The sequence below is a fragment of the Aliarcobacter faecis genome (assembly GCF_013201705.1).
GTDB lineage: Bacteria > Campylobacterota > Campylobacteria > Campylobacterales > Arcobacteraceae > Aliarcobacter > Aliarcobacter faecis.
This window is the reverse complement of the sequence record NZ_CP053837.1, coordinates 1,246,014-1,263,073: the sequence shown is the minus strand read 5'-3', so window position 1 is coordinate 1,263,073 and position 17,060 is coordinate 1,246,014. Positions and strand designations below refer to the sequence as shown.

General features: G+C 27.7%; 19 protein-coding genes. 12 read left to right on the top strand and 7 right to left on the bottom strand.

The window, feature by feature from the left end:
- Positions 1-39: 39 nt before the first annotated feature.
- The gene (locus tag AFAEC_RS06420; RefSeq protein ID WP_026805567.1) at positions 40-822 is read left to right on the top strand and encodes an ATP-binding protein; all 783 of its coding nucleotides are present in this window, start codon (positions 40-42) and stop codon (positions 820-822) included.
- Positions 819-1,319 (top strand): DUF523 domain-containing protein, encoded by a 501-nt coding sequence (locus tag AFAEC_RS06415; protein ID WP_026805568.1) that lies wholly within the window; start codon positions 819-821, stop codon positions 1,317-1,319. Before AFAEC_RS06420 ends, AFAEC_RS06415 begins: the two co-directional genes overlap by 4 nt.
- A gap of 5 nt (positions 1,320-1,324) precedes the next feature.
- Here the strand turns inward: AFAEC_RS06415 and trxC are convergent, their stop codons facing one another.
- The 3 genes from trxC to AFAEC_RS06400 are packed head-to-tail and all read right to left on the bottom strand — an operon-like array spanning position 1,325 to position 2,478.
- Complete coding sequence (gene trxC, locus AFAEC_RS06410; RefSeq protein ID WP_026805569.1) at positions 1,325-1,756, bottom strand: thioredoxin TrxC; 432 nt, start codon at positions 1,754-1,756, stop codon at positions 1,325-1,327.
- Position 1,757: 1 nt separating this feature from the next.
- Positions 1,758-1,997: a hypothetical protein gene (locus AFAEC_RS06405; protein WP_026805570.1), complete on the bottom strand. Its 240-nt coding sequence runs from the start codon at positions 1,995-1,997 to the stop codon at positions 1,758-1,760.
- Complete coding sequence (locus AFAEC_RS06400; RefSeq protein WP_026805571.1) at positions 1,984-2,478, bottom strand: putative metalloprotease CJM1_0395 family protein; 495 nt, start codon at positions 2,476-2,478, stop codon at positions 1,984-1,986. The genes AFAEC_RS06405 and AFAEC_RS06400 overlap by 14 nt, the downstream gene beginning before the upstream one ends.
- 86 nt (positions 2,479-2,564) lie before the next feature.
- Here AFAEC_RS06400 and AFAEC_RS06395 point away from each other — a divergent pair, with 86 nt between their 5' ends.
- From AFAEC_RS06395 to AFAEC_RS06385, 3 genes are read left to right on the top strand one after another with little or no spacing between them, the layout of a single operon-like run.
- Entirely contained in the window at positions 2,565-3,677 is a 1,113-nt protein-coding gene (locus AFAEC_RS06395; RefSeq protein ID WP_051487514.1) for a GGDEF domain-containing protein, read from the top strand.
- Positions 3,674-4,231, top strand: coding sequence for a CDP-alcohol phosphatidyltransferase family protein (locus tag AFAEC_RS06390; protein ID WP_026805573.1), 558 nt, complete (start codon positions 3,674-3,676; stop codon positions 4,229-4,231). Before AFAEC_RS06395 ends, AFAEC_RS06390 begins: the two co-directional genes overlap by 4 nt.
- Complete coding sequence (locus AFAEC_RS06385) at positions 4,228-5,157, top strand: Ppx/GppA phosphatase family protein (RefSeq protein ID WP_026805574.1); 930 nt, start codon at positions 4,228-4,230, stop codon at positions 5,155-5,157. The genes AFAEC_RS06390 and AFAEC_RS06385 overlap by 4 nt, the downstream gene beginning before the upstream one ends.
- Here the strand turns inward: AFAEC_RS06385 and AFAEC_RS06380 are convergent.
- Positions 5,154-5,939 (bottom strand): hypothetical protein, encoded by a 786-nt coding sequence (locus AFAEC_RS06380; RefSeq protein WP_026805575.1) that lies wholly within the window; start codon positions 5,937-5,939, stop codon positions 5,154-5,156. The genes AFAEC_RS06385 and AFAEC_RS06380 overlap by 4 nt on opposite strands.
- 161 nt (positions 5,940-6,100) lie before the next feature.
- On the opposite strand from AFAEC_RS06380, the gene AFAEC_RS06375 reads away from it, so the two are divergent.
- From AFAEC_RS06375 to AFAEC_RS06345, 7 genes are all read left to right on the top strand, one after another.
- The gene (locus AFAEC_RS06375; RefSeq protein WP_026805576.1) at positions 6,101-7,798 is read left to right on the top strand and encodes an acetolactate synthase large subunit; all 1,698 of its coding nucleotides are present in this window, start codon (positions 6,101-6,103) and stop codon (positions 7,796-7,798) included.
- Positions 7,798-8,295, top strand: coding sequence for an acetolactate synthase small subunit (gene ilvN / locus AFAEC_RS06370; protein WP_026805577.1), 498 nt, complete (start codon positions 7,798-7,800; stop codon positions 8,293-8,295). Before AFAEC_RS06375 ends, ilvN begins: the two co-directional genes overlap by 1 nt.
- A gap of 38 nt (positions 8,296-8,333) precedes the next feature.
- Positions 8,334-9,281, top strand: coding sequence for a UDP-3-O-(3-hydroxymyristoyl)glucosamine N-acyltransferase (lpxD, locus tag AFAEC_RS06365; RefSeq protein WP_026805578.1), 948 nt, complete (start codon positions 8,334-8,336; stop codon positions 9,279-9,281).
- Positions 9,282-9,421: 140 nt separating this feature from the next.
- Positions 9,422-11,548 carry a DNA translocase FtsK gene (locus AFAEC_RS06360; RefSeq protein WP_407649293.1) on the top strand — a complete coding sequence of 709 codons (2,127 nt, stop codon included), beginning with the start codon at positions 9,422-9,424 and terminating at the stop codon, positions 11,546-11,548.
- A gap of 19 nt (positions 11,549-11,567) precedes the next feature.
- On the top strand, positions 11,568-11,870 hold the full coding sequence (locus AFAEC_RS06355; protein ID WP_026805580.1) for a hypothetical protein: 303 nt from the start codon (positions 11,568-11,570) through the stop codon (positions 11,868-11,870).
- Positions 11,863-13,158 (top strand): branched-chain amino acid transport system II carrier protein, encoded by a 1,296-nt coding sequence (gene brnQ, locus AFAEC_RS06350; RefSeq protein ID WP_026805581.1) that lies wholly within the window; start codon positions 11,863-11,865, stop codon positions 13,156-13,158. The genes AFAEC_RS06355 and brnQ overlap by 8 nt, the downstream gene beginning before the upstream one ends.
- A 44-nt stretch (positions 13,159-13,202) precedes the next feature.
- The gene (locus tag AFAEC_RS06345) at positions 13,203-14,282 is read left to right on the top strand and encodes a DUF475 domain-containing protein (RefSeq protein WP_026805582.1); all 1,080 of its coding nucleotides are present in this window, start codon (positions 13,203-13,205) and stop codon (positions 14,280-14,282) included.
- A 26-nt stretch (positions 14,283-14,308) separates the two neighbouring features.
- Here AFAEC_RS06345 and AFAEC_RS06340 read toward each other — a convergent pair whose 3' ends face one another.
- From AFAEC_RS06340 to hemB, 3 genes are read right to left on the bottom strand one after another with little or no spacing between them, the layout of a single operon-like run.
- Positions 14,309-14,965 carry a response regulator transcription factor gene (locus AFAEC_RS06340; protein ID WP_026805583.1) on the bottom strand — a complete coding sequence of 219 codons (657 nt, stop codon included), beginning with the start codon at positions 14,963-14,965 and terminating at the stop codon, positions 14,309-14,311.
- Positions 14,962-16,035, bottom strand: coding sequence for a PAS domain-containing sensor histidine kinase (locus AFAEC_RS06335; RefSeq protein WP_026805584.1), 1,074 nt, complete (start codon positions 16,033-16,035; stop codon positions 14,962-14,964). The genes AFAEC_RS06340 and AFAEC_RS06335 overlap by 4 nt, the downstream gene beginning before the upstream one ends.
- A 1-nt stretch (position 16,036) precedes the next feature.
- Positions 16,037-17,011 (bottom strand): porphobilinogen synthase, encoded by a 975-nt coding sequence (gene hemB, locus AFAEC_RS06330; RefSeq protein ID WP_026805585.1) that lies wholly within the window; start codon positions 17,009-17,011, stop codon positions 16,037-16,039.
- Positions 17,012-17,060 lie beyond the last annotated feature (49 nt).

Here is a 17,060-nt window from a genome sequence, read left to right as displayed (position 1 = left end):
GATATAATCGCAAAAAAATATAGTTTAGGAATATTAAAATTGGTAGAAATAAGTAAAAAAATAACATCAAATGTAGCAAAAGTAAATGCAGAATTTGGTTTAATAAAAGAGGGTGATAGAGTGATGGTTGGATTTAGTGGAGGAAAAGATTCACTAACACTACTTCATACTCTAAATAGAATGAAAAAAAAAGCTCCATTTAAATTTGATTTTAAAGCTGTAACGATAACTTATGGAATGGGTGAGCAAGTAGAGTTTTTAAGTAATCACTGTAAAGAACATGGAATAGAACATCAAATAATTGATACTCAAATTTTTGATCTTGCAGGTGAAAAAATAAGAAAAAACTCATCTTTTTGTTCATTTTTTTCAAGAATGAGAAGAGGATATTTATATACAACAGCTTTAGAGCAAGGATATAATAAAGTAGCATTAGGACACCATTTAGATGATGCTATGGAGTCATATTTCATGAATTTCTTTTATAATGGAACAATGAGAACAATGCCTCCAAAATATACTGCAAATAATGGTTTAGAGGTTATTCGTCCTTTAATCTTTTGTAGAGAGAGACAACTTCGTGCTTTTGCTACTTCAAATGAGATTAGAGTTATTGGAGATGAAGCATGTCCAGGTCTTAGATTTGATGTAAAAATGCCTCATGCAAGAGCTACAACAAAGGAGCTTTTAGCAAAACTAGAAGAGCAAAATCCTAAAATATTTGTCTCTATGAAAGCTGCTTTTAGTAATATACAACTCCCAACATTTTTTTATAAAGATTTAAAAGATATAAAATTAAATATTGAAGATGAGAATATATGAAAATATTAGTTTCATCTTGTCTTTTAGGAGAAGATACAAGATATGATGGGGCAAACTCTAGTGTTGCTTTAAATCCAAAGTTTAAATTTAGTCAAAAAGAGTTATTTATGGATATTATGTGTGAAAATGAGATATTTTCTATCTGTCCAGAAGTTGCAGGAGGACTTACTATTCCAAGAAATAAAGCTGAAATAATTAGTCATGGAAAGCCTTTTAAAGTTGTTGATATTGAACAAAATGATGTAACAATAAATTTTTTAATGGGTGCTAAAAAAGCTCTTGATATTTGTTTACAAAATGGTATAAAAGTTGCGTTATTTAAATCTAAATCACCATCTTGTGGAAATAAAGAGGTTTATGATGGAACTTTTAGTGAAAAATTGATAGAAGAAAAAGGTTTGAGTGCAAGACTTTTAGAAGAGAATGGAATTAAAGTTTTTAGTGAATTTGAACTTGATGAGCTAAAAAAGTTTATAAAGAAAAATCGATCTTTATAAACTTTTTAAATAAACTCATTTATAAAATTACTCAATCTTAGTGGATCTAAAGCTCCACTATTTCTTTTTTTCTCTAAGCCATTTTTAAAAACAACTAAAGTAGGAATTGATCTTATTTGAAATCTAGCTCCTAAATTTGGTAATGCTTCTGTATTTACTTTTACAAATAGTGCTTTTAATGGATATTTTTGTGCAGTTTGATTAAATATTGGAGCAAACATTTTACAAGGACCACACCAAGGTGCCCAAAAATCTATAATTACAGGAATATCAGAGTTTACTAAAATATGGTCAATATTCTCTTCATTTGCTTCTATTGGTGTGGTATCAAGTAAAGAGTTTTTACAAGAACCACAATTTGCTTTTGAATAACTCTCTTTTTGTGGTATCTTATTTACTTTTAAGCAGTGTGGACAGATAACATTTAAAGATGACATTTTATGCCTTTAAATCCAATAATCTATCCATAACTGCACTTTGAACTTCAACACTTTTTGCATTTGCACTATAAGAGATAATCTCTGGAATTTGTCCTGCTACTTGTTCCATTAAATCACCAGCAACTTCCTTAAGTGAAGGATCAGCTACAAGAGAAGCAATATCTGATATATTTGAAGCATTTTCTTGAAGTTGTAATGCAGAGCTAACCATAGCTCCTAAATTATTATCTATTCTCATTTTCATCTCCTTTTAAGCTTAATATTAGCATTTTATTTAAATTTGCAATTTGTGATATTCCTATGTCTGCACCACTTAAATCACTAGGTGAACCTGAAGCTTTTTCAAGTTCATCTAATTTTACTAAAGCCTCTTTTTCATCTTTTGGAATTGATACATCAAACTTTACATATCCACCAGTTGCATAAAGTTTTCCATCTGGTGCCATCTGATAATTATAATTTATGGGAGTTGTTGTTGTCCCTAAACTAGCATGTGTTTGTTCATGGTTTCTAATTTCACTATCTTTTGATTTAAATTTCTCGATAACTCTAGAGTAATCACTTTCATCATAGTTTTTTTCACTTAAAACTACTTCATCTTTTTTTTCAAAAGCTGATTTTTGAGCCTCTTTTTTATCAATACTTGCTAGTTCACTTTTCTTTTGAGCTAATTGAGAGTAGATTGTAGAGGCGCTTAAATAATTGTTTCCTAATTCCATAGTAATCTCTTATTTCTTTTTTTTATACTAGCACAAATATAGTTATTTTTCTATAAATTAAAGATAAATTTGCTAAAATAATTTTTATGATAATTAACTTTTTAAAATCAACAATTTCTAGATTGTTTTTACTTGTCTTTACTGTTTTTTTAGCATTGATAGTTTCAGCTTTTTTATTTAATTCTCAAGTTGAAAAGCTAAAAAAACAGATAGATTTATTATATTTTGGTGATTTCATACCAGTTGTTAAGCTTCAAGCAATAAAAAGTGATTTTGAAACTATAATTAGTTGTTTAAGTAATGATAAAAATTGTGATATTAGTAAAGAGAAAAAATCTATTTTAGAAGAGTGGAACTATTACTATTTATCTTTTAAAACTCAAAAAGAGAAAGAGGTAGTTGAGTCTATAAATCAGGATTTATTAAAATCATTTGAAGAAAATAGGATAGAAAATTATCAAAAAAATTTAAATAATGCAGATTTTTTAATAAAATATGAGACAAAACAAGCATTTGAACAAAGGAAATCTTTTTTGAAAGATTATGAACAGATGCAAAATTATATCTTTTATAATATATTATTTATTCTATTTTTTGCATTTATTATAATATTATTTATTGTTTATCAAATTATAAAAAAAGATAAACAGCTTGAGATATTAAATAAAAAATATCAAATAGAATCAATTACAGACTCTCTTACAACTTTATACAATAGAAAACATTTTGATACTATTTTTGATAGTATGACTTTTATTTCAAATGAAAACTCTTGGCAAAGTGCTTTAATTATCGTTGATATTGATTATTTTAAGGATTATAATGATACTTATGGACATGATATGGGCGATATTGCATTAAAAAAAGTTTCACTTTGTATTAAGGAGCATTTTAAAAAACAGTATGAATATGTTTTTAGATTAGGTGGTGAAGAGTTTGGAATTATTTTATTTAATATTGATAAAGAAATTTTAGAAAAATATCTAAAAGAGCTAAATGAAGAAGTTGTCAAATTACAAATTGAGCATAAAAATAGTAAAATATGCAACTTGGTTTCAGTCTCTATTGGAGCAGTGCTTTATGAGTCGAAAACTTATATTTCTGCAAATAGATTATATAAAATGGCTGATGAGTCCTTATATTGGGCAAAAAACAGTGGAAGAAACCAATATAAAATATACAAAAAAGAGGAAGAATGAATTTTCTATTCAATAAATATAGTCATTTTAATTTAGCAAATATTGTAACTTTTTTTAACATAACTAGTGGAATTTTTGCAATATATTTTTTAACTCATAATGAGTTTTTTGCTGCAGCTTTATTTGCTTGGCTAGCAGGTGCTTTTGATATTTTTGATGGAAAAATTGCAAGAAAATACAATCTTTCTACTGAGTTTGGAATACAGCTTGACTCTTATGCTGATTTTCTGTCTTTTGTTATTGTTCCTGCTATGTTTATTTATTTTGCTATTTTTAATGGTAAAGAGGAGTTCTTTAATATGGCATTAGTTGCAGGGGCTTTTGTCTATTATATTATTTCAGGACTTAGAAGACTTATTCAATTTAATTTAAATGCTGAAGAGGGTGAAGTAGAAAAATATTTTACAGGAGTTCCTACCCCTTTAGGAGCAATTTTACTTTGGGTTGTTTATTTGGTCTATTTAACTGGCTTTGTTCATGAATATTTTATTTTAGGAATGATGTTAATTATTGGATTTCTACTAAATTCTAAAATAAAAATTAAACATTTATGAAAAAGAGTGAAGTTATATCTATTGATTTAGGCTCAAACTCTTTTAGGGTTTTAAAGTTTGATTGCTTAAATTTTAAAATTCTTGATGAATATCATCAAGTTGTTGGACTTGCTGATGGTTTAGTAAATAGTGGAATAATAAGTTTTGAAGCACAAATTAGAGTAATAGAAGCTTTGAAAACTGCTTCAGAAAAACTAAATTTTGACCCAAAAGATGCAGTTTGTGTTACAACTGCTGCTATGAGAACGGCAAAAAACTCAAAAGAAGTTTTAGAATTTTTTTTAAAAAATAGTGGAGCAGATTTTAAAATAATAGATCCATATGAAGAAGCAAGGCTAACACTTTTAGCAATAAAATATGCTTTAAAAAGAGAAAAATTACCATCAAAAAACTTTATGGTTTTAGATATTGGAGGTGGTTCAACAGAGCTTACAATAAGTTGTGACGATGAGTTTTTTAGTAGAAGTTTTGATTTTGGAATAGTTACTATGACTCAAAAGTCATTAAAAAATGGTAATTTATTTGAAGATTTGAAAAAAAGAGAAGAGGAAGTAAAAGAGTTTTTATCTAGTTTAGATTTTTCTTTAAAAGATTTTCCTTTTGTAGCAACTGCAGGAACTCCAACAACATTAGCTGCTGTTAAAATTGGAATGGACTATTTTAATTATGACAAAGATAAGATAAATGGAATGGTTTTAGAATATGAAGATTTGGAAGCTGGTTTAGATATTTTAAAAACAAAAACAATTGAAGAGACAACAAGATTAGTAGGTCGTGGAAGAGTTGAATTTATGGAAGTTGGAACATATATCTATAAAATGTTTTTTGAAGTTTTAGGAAAATCTAACTCTATAGTTTTTGATGATGGTTTAAGAGAAGGTGTAGCAATAGATTTTGCACTAAAAAAAGAGAGTAAAGCTTCTTAAGAAAGAAGTCTTATACTTTGCTCTTGAATAATATTTGCTTGTGAAGCTATAAGACTTCCTGCATTCATATTAACATTTGCTTTTGAAAAATCTGTAGTTTCTCTACCAAAATCTATACTATTTTTATATAAATTGACATTTTGATCTTTTAAAGAATCACTTACTTTTGATTCTAACTCTTTACCAAATTTATTAAAGCTATCTGATAGTTTAGTTAATTCATCTGAAATATCTGAAACTAATTTTTTTGCATTTGATAGATTATCAGGATTATTTAAATCTGTATTATTTACACTTTCAAATATTTGGTTTGCAAAACTTGATACATTTGGTTTTTCGATAGAAAAGTTTTGATTGCTTGTATTTATTTCGATATTTTGATTTTCATCATAGTAGTTTTGAACTAATAAAGACTCTTTTTTATAGTTTGTTTCGTATGAGATTTTATTAAATGCTCTTAAATCTTCATTTATATTTTGTTTGATATCATTTTTATTATCTAAGTTTTCTATATTATCAAGTTTTGTTTGGATATTATTTAAGTGTTCTTGTTGCTTTTCTATAGCATTTGTTGCTATTTTTGATATTGCAATTCCATCATTTAGTGATTGTATATTTGATGAAAATTCACTTCTTTGTTTATTTAAATTACTAATATTTAAATTTAGTTCATTTGATGTTAAATCACTTACTTTTTGACTAACATTTGATTTGTTTAATTGTAGTTGAGAATTATTATTTAAACCTGTTAGTTGGTTATTGTGTACCTGATTTATATCCATATCCAATCCTTTTAGAAGATTATTTCTTTAATTATACCCTAAAAAAAATATTTTTAAGCAAAGAAAAGAAGAAAAAAATAAAATTAGATTATTTATTCAAAGGTAAATTAATCGAATTTTGAGTAAAATCTAAACTTACTTTTTAAAAATTGGAGAATAGCATGAAAATGACTGGCGCAAAAATGGTAATTGAATCATTACATCAAGAAGGGGTTGAAGTTGTATTTGGATACCCTGGAGGCGCTATTATGAACGTCTATGATGAGATTTACAAGCAAAACTATTTTGAACATATTTTAAACAGACATGAACAAGCTTGTGTAATTGCAGCAGAAGGGTACGCTAGAAGTACTGGAAAAACAGGAGTTGCTATTGTAACTTCAGGACCAGGATTTACAAATGCAGTAACAGGAATAGCAGATGCTTATATGGATTCTATACCAATAGTTATTATTTCTGGACAAGTTCCAACAACAATTATAGGAACAGATGGGTTTCAAGAGATAGATGCTGTTGGAATTTCAAGACCATGTACAAAGCATAATTATTTGGTAAATAGAATTGAAGATTTACCAAAAATAATAAAAGAAGCGTTTCATTTAGCAAGTACTGGAAGACCAGGACCTGTACATATTGATATTCCAAAGGATATTACTGCTCAAATAGGAGATTTTGATTATCCAGCTGAAGTTAATATGCCAACATATAAACCAACAATTAACTATAATAAAAAACAGTTAAAAAGAGCAATGGAAGCTATATCAAATGCTAAAAAACCACTTTTATATATTGGTGGTGGAGCAATATTGTCAAATTGTGGATATGAGATAAGAGATTTAGCTAAAAAATTAAATATTCCTGCTGTTGAGACTTTAATGGCAAGAGGAGTTATGGGAGATGATAATCCACTTTTCTTTGGTATGTTAGGAATGCATGGAGAGTTTGCCGCAAATATGGCTGCTTATGAGACAGATTTATTAATCTCTTTGGGAGCTAGATTTGATGATAGAGTAACAGGAAGATTAGATGAATTTGCCTCAAAAGCAAAGGTTATTCATATAGATATTGACCCAACAAGTATTGCAAAACTTGTAGTTCCTGATTATCCAATAGTTGGAGATTTAAAACTTACTGTAAAAGCTATGATTGAAGAAGCAGATGAACTTGATATAAATGATTTTTCAAATTGGGTAGAGTTACTTAAAGATTATAGAGAAAAAGAGCCTTTAAGATATATTGATTCAAATGAGCTAATTAAACCTCAATGGGTAATTGAAAAGGTTGGAAAAATTTTAGGGGATAATGCATTTATTTCAACAGATGTTGGACAACATCAAATGTGGACAGCCCAATTTTTCCCATTTTCACATCCAAGACAGTTTATAACTAGTGGGGGATTAGGAACTATGGGGTTTGGACTTCCTGCAGCATTAGGAGTTGCTAGAGCATTTAAAGATACAAATAGAGTTGTTGTAAACTTTACAGGAGATGGCTCTATTTTAATGAATATTCAAGAGCTTATGACTTGTAGTGAATATGATTTACCAGTTATAAATATTGTTTTAAATAATAACTATTTAGGAATGGTAAGACAATGGCAAACTATGTTCTATGAAAATAGATTATCAGAAACTGACCTTACAAAGCAACCAGACTTTCCAATGCTTTGCCAAGCTTTTGGTGGTTTAGGGTATAGAGTTAGCACTAAAGAGGAGTTTGAAAAAGCTTTAAAAGATGCAGTTGAACAAAGAAAAGTAGCTATGATAGAGGTTATTGTAGCAAGAGATGAAGAGGTATTGCCAATGGTTCCAAATGGGCACTCTTTAAATGAGATGACTTTATTAAAAGGAGATAGATAATGAGTAATTTTAATAACTATTATAATAGCGAAACAATAAGACAAGTTATCTCAGTGGTTGTTCTAAATGAACACAATGTTTTATCAAGAATAGTGGGGCTTTTTTCAGCTCGAGGTTATAATATAGACTCTTTAACAGTTGCACCAATGGCTGAAAGTCAATATTCAAGAATGACAATAGTAACAACTGGAGATAAAAGAGTAATTGATCAAATTGTAAAACAGTTAAATAAATTAATTCCAGTTTTAAAGGTAAATGAACATAAAAATGTGATTGAAAAAGATACTGTTTTAATGAAGTTTTCAATAGATAATAATTTAGCAGATATTGATGTAATTGCAAGAACATACCATGGAAGTATTCAAAATGTTACAGATGAAGCTATTATTGTATCTGCAACAGATTCAAGTGATAGAATTTTAAATTTTATAAAAGTTATGGAAAAATTCAATCCTCTTGAAGTCGTAAGAAGTGGAATAGTTGCCATAGAAAGATAAGAGTTTACTCTTATCTTTTTTTATTTAAGGAAAGAAAAATGAGATTAAGTGAAATAGTTGAGCATGTTGGTTTAAAATGTAATATTGATATTGAAATTAGTGGATTAAACTCTTTATTAGATGCAACACCAAGTGAACTTACTTTTTTAGAGAATAAAAAATATGTAAATGATTTAAAAGATACAAAAGCTGCTGCTGTTTTAGTAAATTTAGAAAATAGTAAAGAAGTTCCTAGTTCAACTATTGCTATTGTTTGTGAAGAGCCATATTTGTATTTAGCAAAAATATCTAAACTTTTTGCTCCAAATATTATAGAACTTGATGGAGAAAAACCATTAGTTGGTGGTGGAACAAAGGTTATGCCAAATGTTTATATTGGAAAAAACTCAAGAATTGGAAGTGATTGTACTATTATGGCAGGAGCTTTTATAGGGGATAATGTAACTATTGGAAATAATACAATTATCTATCCAAATGTATCAATTTATAGAGATTGTATTATTGGAAATGATTGTATTATTCACGCAGGGACTGTTATAGGAAGTGATGGTTTTGGTTTTGCAAATACAAAAGATGGTAAGTATATAAAAATTTATCAAAATGGAAATGTAATTATAGGTTCAGATGTTGAAATAGGAGCAAATTGTACAATTGATAGAGCCGTTTTTAAATCTACAATAATTGAAGATGGAGTTAGAATTGATAATTTAGTTCATATTGCACATAATTGTAAAATAGGGCGTGGTTCTATTTTAGTAACTCAAGTTGGACTTTCTGGTTCTACAACTTTACACCCTTATGTTATAATGGGTGGACAAAGTGCAACTTCTGGGCATCTTGAAATTGCGGCATTTACAACAATAGCTGCAAGAGGTGGAGTTACAAAAAGTATAACAGAACCTAAAAAATCATGGGCAGGATTTCCTTTGTTTGAGCATAGACAGTGGCTTAAACTTCAAGGTAAAATCTCAAATTTATTAAAATAATTTCATAAAAAGGTCATACTATCGCAAAGAAAATTATTTCATTAATTGTTTTATTTATTTTATTATATTTTCAATTTTCAGTTTTTGCAAACTCAAAAGAGATTGTAGGTGATGTAGGCTTTGCATTTGCAGGGTTTTCTATAAAATATTTTTCATATTTGGCATATATTTATCTATTTATTTTTATACACCCAATTTATGTAATTAACTTTAAAAAAAATATAGATAATAAAGATATTATTTTAAATATTGCTGTTTTACTTTTAATATTTTTTATATCTTTGATTTTTCAAGCTTTAGTTGTTGAGAACCCATATAATAGAGGAGAGATAGGAAATATTTTGGTTGATAGTTTATCTCCTGTTATTGGAAATATTGGACTTTATTTATTTGTTTTATTTGGATTTGTAATATCTGTTTTAATCTTATTTGAACTATCTGATTATGATATAGAAGATTTAAGAAAGTTTAAAAATAGAATTAAGTTAAAAAATAGTCTAATAGCAAATAAAATTTCAAAAGTTACAAAAGAGACAACAGAAGTTTCAAACTACCCTGTAAGACCAAAGCAAATAGCTAAAAAAGAGATTATAGAACCTGCTCAAAAAACAGTTGAGCAAAGAATTAAAGAGCAACAAGAGAGTATTTTAAAAGCAAATATTGAAGATTTAAAGAGAAAAGAGAAGAGTTTAGAAGAGGTAAATATTGAGTTTATACAAGAATCTAAAGTTGAAGAGATTGAAGTTGAAACTAACTCTTTTGCTACTCAAACAAACAGTATAATTGTTGAGGAGTTAGAAGAGAATGCAAAACTTTTAAGTGAATTAGAGTTTGGAAAAACTGAAAAACCAAAAGATTTTATGCTTCCTCCTACAAACTTTTTTCAAGAGCCACCAAAAGAGAATAAAACAAAAGTAAATGAAGCATTTATAGATAGAAAAATTGCTGATTTACTTGATAAGTTATCTATGTTTAAAATAGATGGAGATGTTGTGCGAACTTATACAGGCCCTGTTGTTACAACTTTTGAATTTAAACCAGCTCCAAATGTAAAAGTTTCAAAGATTTTAAGTCTTCAAGATGATTTAGCAATGGCTTTAAAAGCTCAAACTATTAGAATTCAAGCTCCGATTCCAGGAAAAGATGTAGTTGGAATAGAAGTTCCAAATGAAGATACACAAACAATTTATTTAAAAGAGATGTTAGATAGTGAGATTTTTCAAAATTCATTATCTCCACTTACAATGATTTTAGGAAAAGATATTGTTGGAAAACCTTTTGTAACAGATTTGAAGAAATTACCACATTTACTTATTGCTGGGACAACAGGAAGTGGAAAGAGTGTAGGAATAAACTCTATGATTTTGTCACTTTTATATAAGAATTCTCCAGATAATTTGAGACTTGTTATGATTGATCCAAAAATGCTAGAGTTTTCTATGTATAATGATATCCCGCATCTTCTAACGCCAGTTATTACTAAAGCTGTTGATGCTATAAATGCTTTAGCCAATATGGTAGGTGAAATGGAAAGACGATACTCTTTAATGGCAAAAACAAGAACAAAGAATATAGAAAATTACAATGAAAAAGCTAAAATTGAAGGTTATGAAACAATGCCATATATAGTTGTTGTAATTGATGAGTTAGCTGATTTAATGATGACAAGTGGAAAAGATGTTGAATACTCTATTGCAAGACTTGCTCAAATGGCAAGAGCTAGTGGAATTCACTTAATAGTTGCTACTCAAAGACCATCAGTTGATGTTGTAACAGGGCTTATAAAGGCAAATTTACCAAGTAGATTATCTTATAAAGTAGGGCAAAAAATAGATTCAAAAATCATTCTTGATTCTATGGGTGCTGAATCTCTTTTAGGAAGAGGAGATATGTTATTTACTCCTCCTGGAACTCCTGGAATTGTCCGAATACATGCTCCTTGGAGTACTGAAACAGAGATAGAAAGGGTTGTTGAATTTTTAAAAGAACAAAGAGAAGTTGAATATGATATGAATTTTATCAAAGATAAAAATTTGAGTATAGGAACTTCTTCAAAAAATTCTAGCCAAAATGCTGATATAGAGTTAGATGAACTATATGAAGATGCAAAAGAGGTGATATTAACTGACAAAAAAACATCTATTTCTTATCTTCAAAGAAGATTGAAAATTGGTTACAATAGGGCTGCAAGTATTATAGAACAGTTGGAACAAACAGGTGTTTTAAGTGAAGTTGATGCAAGAGGAAATAGAGAAATTTTAATATAATTTTAAGAGGTAAAATAAAATGAAGATTTTAATACCAGTTAATAAAAAGGATAGATTTTTATCTATCATCTCTTCTATTGAGGAGAATAGTGCTTGGGCAGTAGTAAGTTTAGATGGGGCGAAAATAGTAAATGTTGAGTTCTTTGATAGAGTTGAAGAGATTTTTTGCCTTATAAATAAACTTGTTGTTATAAATGATATGGAATATGTTTGGCCTTTTTTAGAAGATGGAATTGAAGTATTAATAGCTTTAAAAGAGAAAAGTATTGATGAGATTATAGAATCAATTTTATTAGATAGATTAAAGAGAATAAATGCCTAAGCAAAATAGACTATTTGGGGATAGTATAATTTTAGGTTTTGCAATATTTTCTATGTATTTTGGAGCTGGAAATGTCATTTTCCCTCCATATTTAGGATTAACAAGTGCTAGTGATTGGAAAATATCATTTTTCTCTTACTTCTTAGCTGATATTGGATTTGCAACAATAGCTATGTTTGCACTACTTAAAGTTGGTGGAAATGTAGATGATTTAACAAATAAATTAGGAAAGCTTTCAGGAGCTTTGCTAATGTCAGCAATTATTTTATGTATAGGTCCTTTAATAGCACTTCCAAGAACAGGAGCAACAACTTATGAAATGTTGGTAGTTCCAACATTTGGGGCTAGTTTTTCAAACTCTATTATTACTTCAATTATATATTATGGTTTAATTATGTTTTTTACTTTTAAACCTACAACTATGATTGAAATTTTAGGAAAGATTTTAACTCCTTTACTATTTTTTGGACTTGTTTTATTGATTGTTCAAGGCTTTTTAACTCCTATTGGAGAGATAGTAGTAAATACTTCAAATAATAATCTATTTTTTGATGGATTAATTTTAGGTTATCAAACTCTTGATGTTTTAGCAGCTTTGGCTTTTGGAATTATTATAATTAAAATTGTGAAAGCAAAAGGGTATGAAGATAGTAAAACTAGATTTAAGGTTATCGGTTTTGCTTCTATTATTGCTGCTATTGGAATAATGATTGTATATTTTGGGCTCTCATATTTAGGTGCTACAGCTTCAAGTTTATATGGAAATGATATTCCAAAAGCAGTTTTATTAAATAATATAATAAATATTTTATTTGGAGATTATGGAAATTTTATTTTAGGAATAGTTGTATTCTTAGCTTGTTTTACAACAGGTTCCGCACTTGTAAGTGTTACAGCTGAATACTTCTCAAAGTTAAGTAATAGAAAAATTTCATATAAAACTTTGGTTATTATTGTAACTATATTTAGTATTTTCGTAACAAATATAGGTTTAGAACAGATTATCTCTTTTGCAGGTCCAATTTTAAGTATAGTTTATCCTGCTGCTATTGTGTTAGTTTTTCTTGTTTTTTTTGATAAATATATAAAAAATAATAATGTCTATAAATTTGCTGCCTTTAGTGCTATGTTTTTTTGTTTATTAGAACTTGTTTCATCTACAACAGGAATAACAATGGATTTTTTAAAAAGATTTCCATTATCAAATGAAGGTTTAGCTTGGATTTTTCCAGCTTTTGCTTTTGGTCTAATTGGCTCTTTTGTAAAAGAAAAAGCAAATACATTATAATATTTAGATATAATCCCAAAATTTTAAAAAATTAAAGGATTATTTTGAAACAAAAATCTATTATTTCTTATTTCTATGGCTTTTTTGCTGTTTGGCTTGTTGCTTCAGTTTTACTATTTTTGTATGGTGGTTTTTTTGCACTTTACCAAGGAACAATTCTTTCAGTTCTAGAACTTAGTTTGTCATTTGATAATGCAATAGTAAATGCTACTATTTTAGCAACAATGGCACTTGTTTGGAGAAGAAGATTTCTTCTTTGGGGTATGATTATTGCTGTTTTTGGTGTAAGATTTGTATTTCCAATATTAATTGTATATTTTTCTACTTCTATGGGATTTATTGATTCTTTTGAACTTGCAATTAAAAATCCAGATGAGTATGAAAGAATTATAGAAAGTTCTCACCATATTATTATGTCTTTTGGTGGAATGTTTTTATTGATGTTATTTTTGAAATTTATTTTTGATGAAAATAAAGATACTCATTGGGTAAAATATATTGAGCATTTTGCTACTAAACTATCAAAAGTAGGGGATATAAAAGCACTTTTTATTATGTTTTTAATTTTAGCAATTACATATATAGCACCAAATGAGGTTGTTATGGGTGATGAGATGGTAATTGTAAATAAGCTTGAGATAATTGTTCCAATGATTATTGGAGTTATATCTTTTTATTTATTGGAACTATTAAAAGGTGCAATTGAACTTAAAAATGAAGAGAAAGAACAAAATTCTGATTTAAAAGTTACAGAGTTAAGTGGAGGATTTATCTCATTTTTATATCTTGAGATGATTGATATGAGTTTTTCTCTAGATGGAGTTTTAGGAGCTTTTGCTATTACTCAGAATATTGTAATAATTATGTTAGGTTTAGGAATTGGTGCTATGGCTGTAAGAAGCCTTACAATATATATGGTTGAAAGAGAAGTGGTTTCAAAATATATCTATCTTGAACATGGGGCTATGTGGTCTATAGGTCTTTTATCTTTATCTATGTTAGTTCAAATTTTTCATCATTTACCACCAATGCTAATTACTACTTTTGCAATAGTTCCTATTGCTTTAGCTTTTATTCACTCTATTTATAAAAATAAAAACTTTATAACTGATCCAGATAATTAAAATAAAATGGGAATTTTCCCATTTTATTAAATAGAGATCATATATCCTTGAGATGAAACATTTTCTATTAAATCTTTTGAAGTTTTATTTCTTAATCTTTTTATAAAAGTTCTAACTCTTTCATCACTAATATCTTTCTCTTCCCATAAAAACTCTTTTATAGTTTCAATCTTTACAAGAGAGTTTTTGTTGTCAATTAGAAGATTTATAAACTCTCTTTCTCTTTTTGTAAGATTTACTATTTCATCATTTTTATATAAGCTAATTGAGTTTTTTATAAATACAAAATTATCTTTTAATTTAAACTCTTTTTCACTATTTATTTTATTTGAAAGCTCTTTTAAATAATCAATAAAACTTTCAATATCAAATGGTTTTATAAAATATTTATTAATACCTATATCTATTGCTTGAAAAAGCATCTCTTTTTGACTATGAGCACTTAAGATAATAATAGGAGTATTATTTTGTTTTCTTATCTCTTTACTCATCTCTAAGCCATTTAAATTTGGCATTAAAATATCACTTATTATAATATCTGGTTTAAATGAGTTAAATTTTTTTAGCGCTTCAAGACCATCTTTAGCAATTACAACTTTAAAAAAAAGCTCTTTTATTGACCTTCTTATTAGATTTGCTAATTTTTGCTCATCTTCAACTATTAAAATTTTTAAATTTTTCATACTATTTTAGGAAACTTTAGAGTGAATTTTAAACCATTTTCTATATTTTCATGCATAATTTGTCCTTCAAAACTATTTTCAATAATTATTTTACAAATAAAAAGACCAAGACCAGTTCCACTACTTTGATGCTTTGTTGTAAAATATGGCTCAAAAATTCTATCAAATAGCTCTTTATTTACACCTTGAGCATTATCAAGATATTCAAGATAGATAAAATTATTTTTTATATAAGTTTTTATATTTATCTCTTTTTGTTCTATGTTTTTTTGTATAAAAGCATCTTTTGAATTATTTATAAGGTTTAAAAGCACTTGTGTAAGTTCATTTTTTATTCCAAAAACCTCTAAATCCTTTAAAATATTAAATTTAATATTGATTTTTTCATTTTCAATAACCCTATTTAAAATTTTTAAAGCCTCATTTATACTTAGGTTTAATAAAAATCTCTCTTTTTGTTTTTGAGGAGTAAAAAAGTTTGTAAAATCTTCAATAGTATTTGACATCCCTGAAATTAAATTTTTAGAGCTATTGTAAAAATTATCAAACTCTTTTTGATTTTTTGACTCAAAGGCTTTTTTTAGATTAAAAAGTGTTAGATTTAACTCTGTTAAAGGTTGCCTCCATTGATGTGCAATATTTGCTAACATTTGTCCTAAACTTGCCATTCTTGATTGTAAAAATATGATTTTTTGTTTCTCTTTTAACTCTTTTTGAAGCATTACTTCGTTTGTAATATCATATCTAATTGCAATAAATTCAAAAATATTGCCAAACTCATCTAAAATTGGTATTATTGTTGTATTTAAATATACGGTTTTGCCACTTTTTGAGAGATTTTTAACAGTCGCTTTATGTACTTGTTTATTTAAGATAGTATCCCAAAGAGCTTTGAAATTCTCTTTTGGGGTATCAGGATGTCTTATTATATTGTGGTTCTTACCTAAAAGCTCCTCTTTACTATATTCAAAAAGTCTTACAAACTCATCATTTACAAAAGTAATGATGCCATTTATATCTGTTTTTGATACTATATTTGAATTTTCTATTGCTTTTTGGTAGTTATTCATTTCATTTTCTATTCAAAATCTCACAAACCTCTTTAGCATGATAAGAGATTATGATATTTGCTCCAGCTCTTTTAAATGCTATCATAGTTTCCATCATAACTCTTTCATAATCAATTAGTCCAGCAAGTCCAGCATGTTTTAGCATAGCATACTCTCCACTTACATTATAAACACAAAGTGGAAGTTTTGTTTCATTTCTAATATCTCTTACAATATCCAAAAATGCCAAAGCTGGTTTTACCATTAAAATATCAGCTCCCTCTTTTTCATCCTCAAGTGATTCAGAAATAGCTTCAAGTCTATTTGCTACATTCATTTGATAAGTTCTTCTATCTCCAAAAGAAGGAGTTGATTCAGCTACATCACGAAATGGTCCATAATATCCACTTGCAAATTTTGTAGAGTATGCCATAATTGGTAAATCTTTAAAACCATTTTCATCTAAAGCTGTTCTTAATGTTGTAATAATTCCGTCCATCATTCCACTTGGAGCTATCATATTGGCACCTGCTCTTGCATGAACTAAAGCTTGTTGTGCAGATATTTCAAGTGTTTTATCATTGTGAACACTCCCAGTTTTTGGATCAAGTATTCCACAATGACCATGATCTGTATATTCACAAAAACATAAATCTGTAACTATAAACATATTTGGAAATTTGTTTTTTATAGCTTTTATTGTTCTTGCAATTATGCTTTCATCGCATAAACATTCACTTCCAACAGAGTCTTTTATATCTGGAATTGCAAAAAGTATGATTGAGTTTAATCCTATTTTTTGCAAATATTCGCACTCTTTTAAAATTTCATCAATACTCATTTGAAAAACACCAGGCATACTAGCAATCTCTATTTTTATTCCTGTTCCCTCTTTTACAAATAGGGGATATATAAAGTCATCTTTACGCAAATTTGTCTCTTGAACTAAGTTTCTTAAAGTCTCATTTAATCTTAATCTTCTAAATCGTTTAAACATAATATTTACCTCTTTTGGATATAATCTTACGATTTTAACAGTTTAAGGT

What these genes read in the sequence shown, in the direction of transcription:
- AFAEC_RS06415 (WP_026805568.1), top strand. Translation starts at nt 819, where the DNA reads ATGAAAATATTAGTTTCATCTTGTCTTTTAGGAGAAGATACAAGATAT.
- trxC (WP_026805569.1), bottom strand. Translation starts at nt 1,756, where the DNA reads ATGTCATCTTTAAATGTTATCTGTCCACACTGCTTAAAAGTAAATAAG.
- AFAEC_RS06405 (WP_026805570.1), bottom strand. Translation starts at nt 1,997, where the DNA reads ATGAGAATAGATAATAATTTAGGAGCTATGGTTAGCTCTGCATTACAA.
- AFAEC_RS06400 (WP_026805571.1), bottom strand. Translation starts at nt 2,478, where the DNA reads ATGGAATTAGGAAACAATTATTTAAGCGCCTCTACAATCTACTCTCAA.
- AFAEC_RS06395 (WP_051487514.1), top strand. Translation starts at nt 2,565, where the DNA reads ATGATAATTAACTTTTTAAAATCAACAATTTCTAGATTGTTTTTACTT.
- AFAEC_RS06390 (WP_026805573.1), top strand. Translation starts at nt 3,674, where the DNA reads ATGAATTTTCTATTCAATAAATATAGTCATTTTAATTTAGCAAATATT.
- AFAEC_RS06385 (WP_026805574.1), top strand. Translation starts at nt 4,228, where the DNA reads ATGAAAAAGAGTGAAGTTATATCTATTGATTTAGGCTCAAACTCTTTT.
- AFAEC_RS06380 (WP_026805575.1), bottom strand. Translation starts at nt 5,939, where the DNA reads ATGGATATAAATCAGGTACACAATAACCAACTAACAGGTTTAAATAAT.
- AFAEC_RS06375 (WP_026805576.1), top strand. Translation starts at nt 6,101, where the DNA reads ATGAAAATGACTGGCGCAAAAATGGTAATTGAATCATTACATCAAGAA.
- ilvN (WP_026805577.1), top strand. Translation starts at nt 7,798, where the DNA reads ATGAGTAATTTTAATAACTATTATAATAGCGAAACAATAAGACAAGTT.
- lpxD (WP_026805578.1), top strand. Translation starts at nt 8,334, where the DNA reads ATGAGATTAAGTGAAATAGTTGAGCATGTTGGTTTAAAATGTAATATT.
- AFAEC_RS06355 (WP_026805580.1), top strand. Translation starts at nt 11,568, where the DNA reads ATGAAGATTTTAATACCAGTTAATAAAAAGGATAGATTTTTATCTATC.
- brnQ (WP_026805581.1), top strand. Translation starts at nt 11,863, where the DNA reads ATGCCTAAGCAAAATAGACTATTTGGGGATAGTATAATTTTAGGTTTT.
- AFAEC_RS06340 (WP_026805583.1), bottom strand. Translation starts at nt 14,965, where the DNA reads ATGAAAAATTTAAAAATTTTAATAGTTGAAGATGAGCAAAAATTAGCA.
- AFAEC_RS06335 (WP_026805584.1), bottom strand. Translation starts at nt 16,035, where the DNA reads ATGAATAACTACCAAAAAGCAATAGAAAATTCAAATATAGTATCAAAA.
- hemB (WP_026805585.1), bottom strand. Translation starts at nt 17,011, where the DNA reads ATGTTTAAACGATTTAGAAGATTAAGATTAAATGAGACTTTAAGAAAC.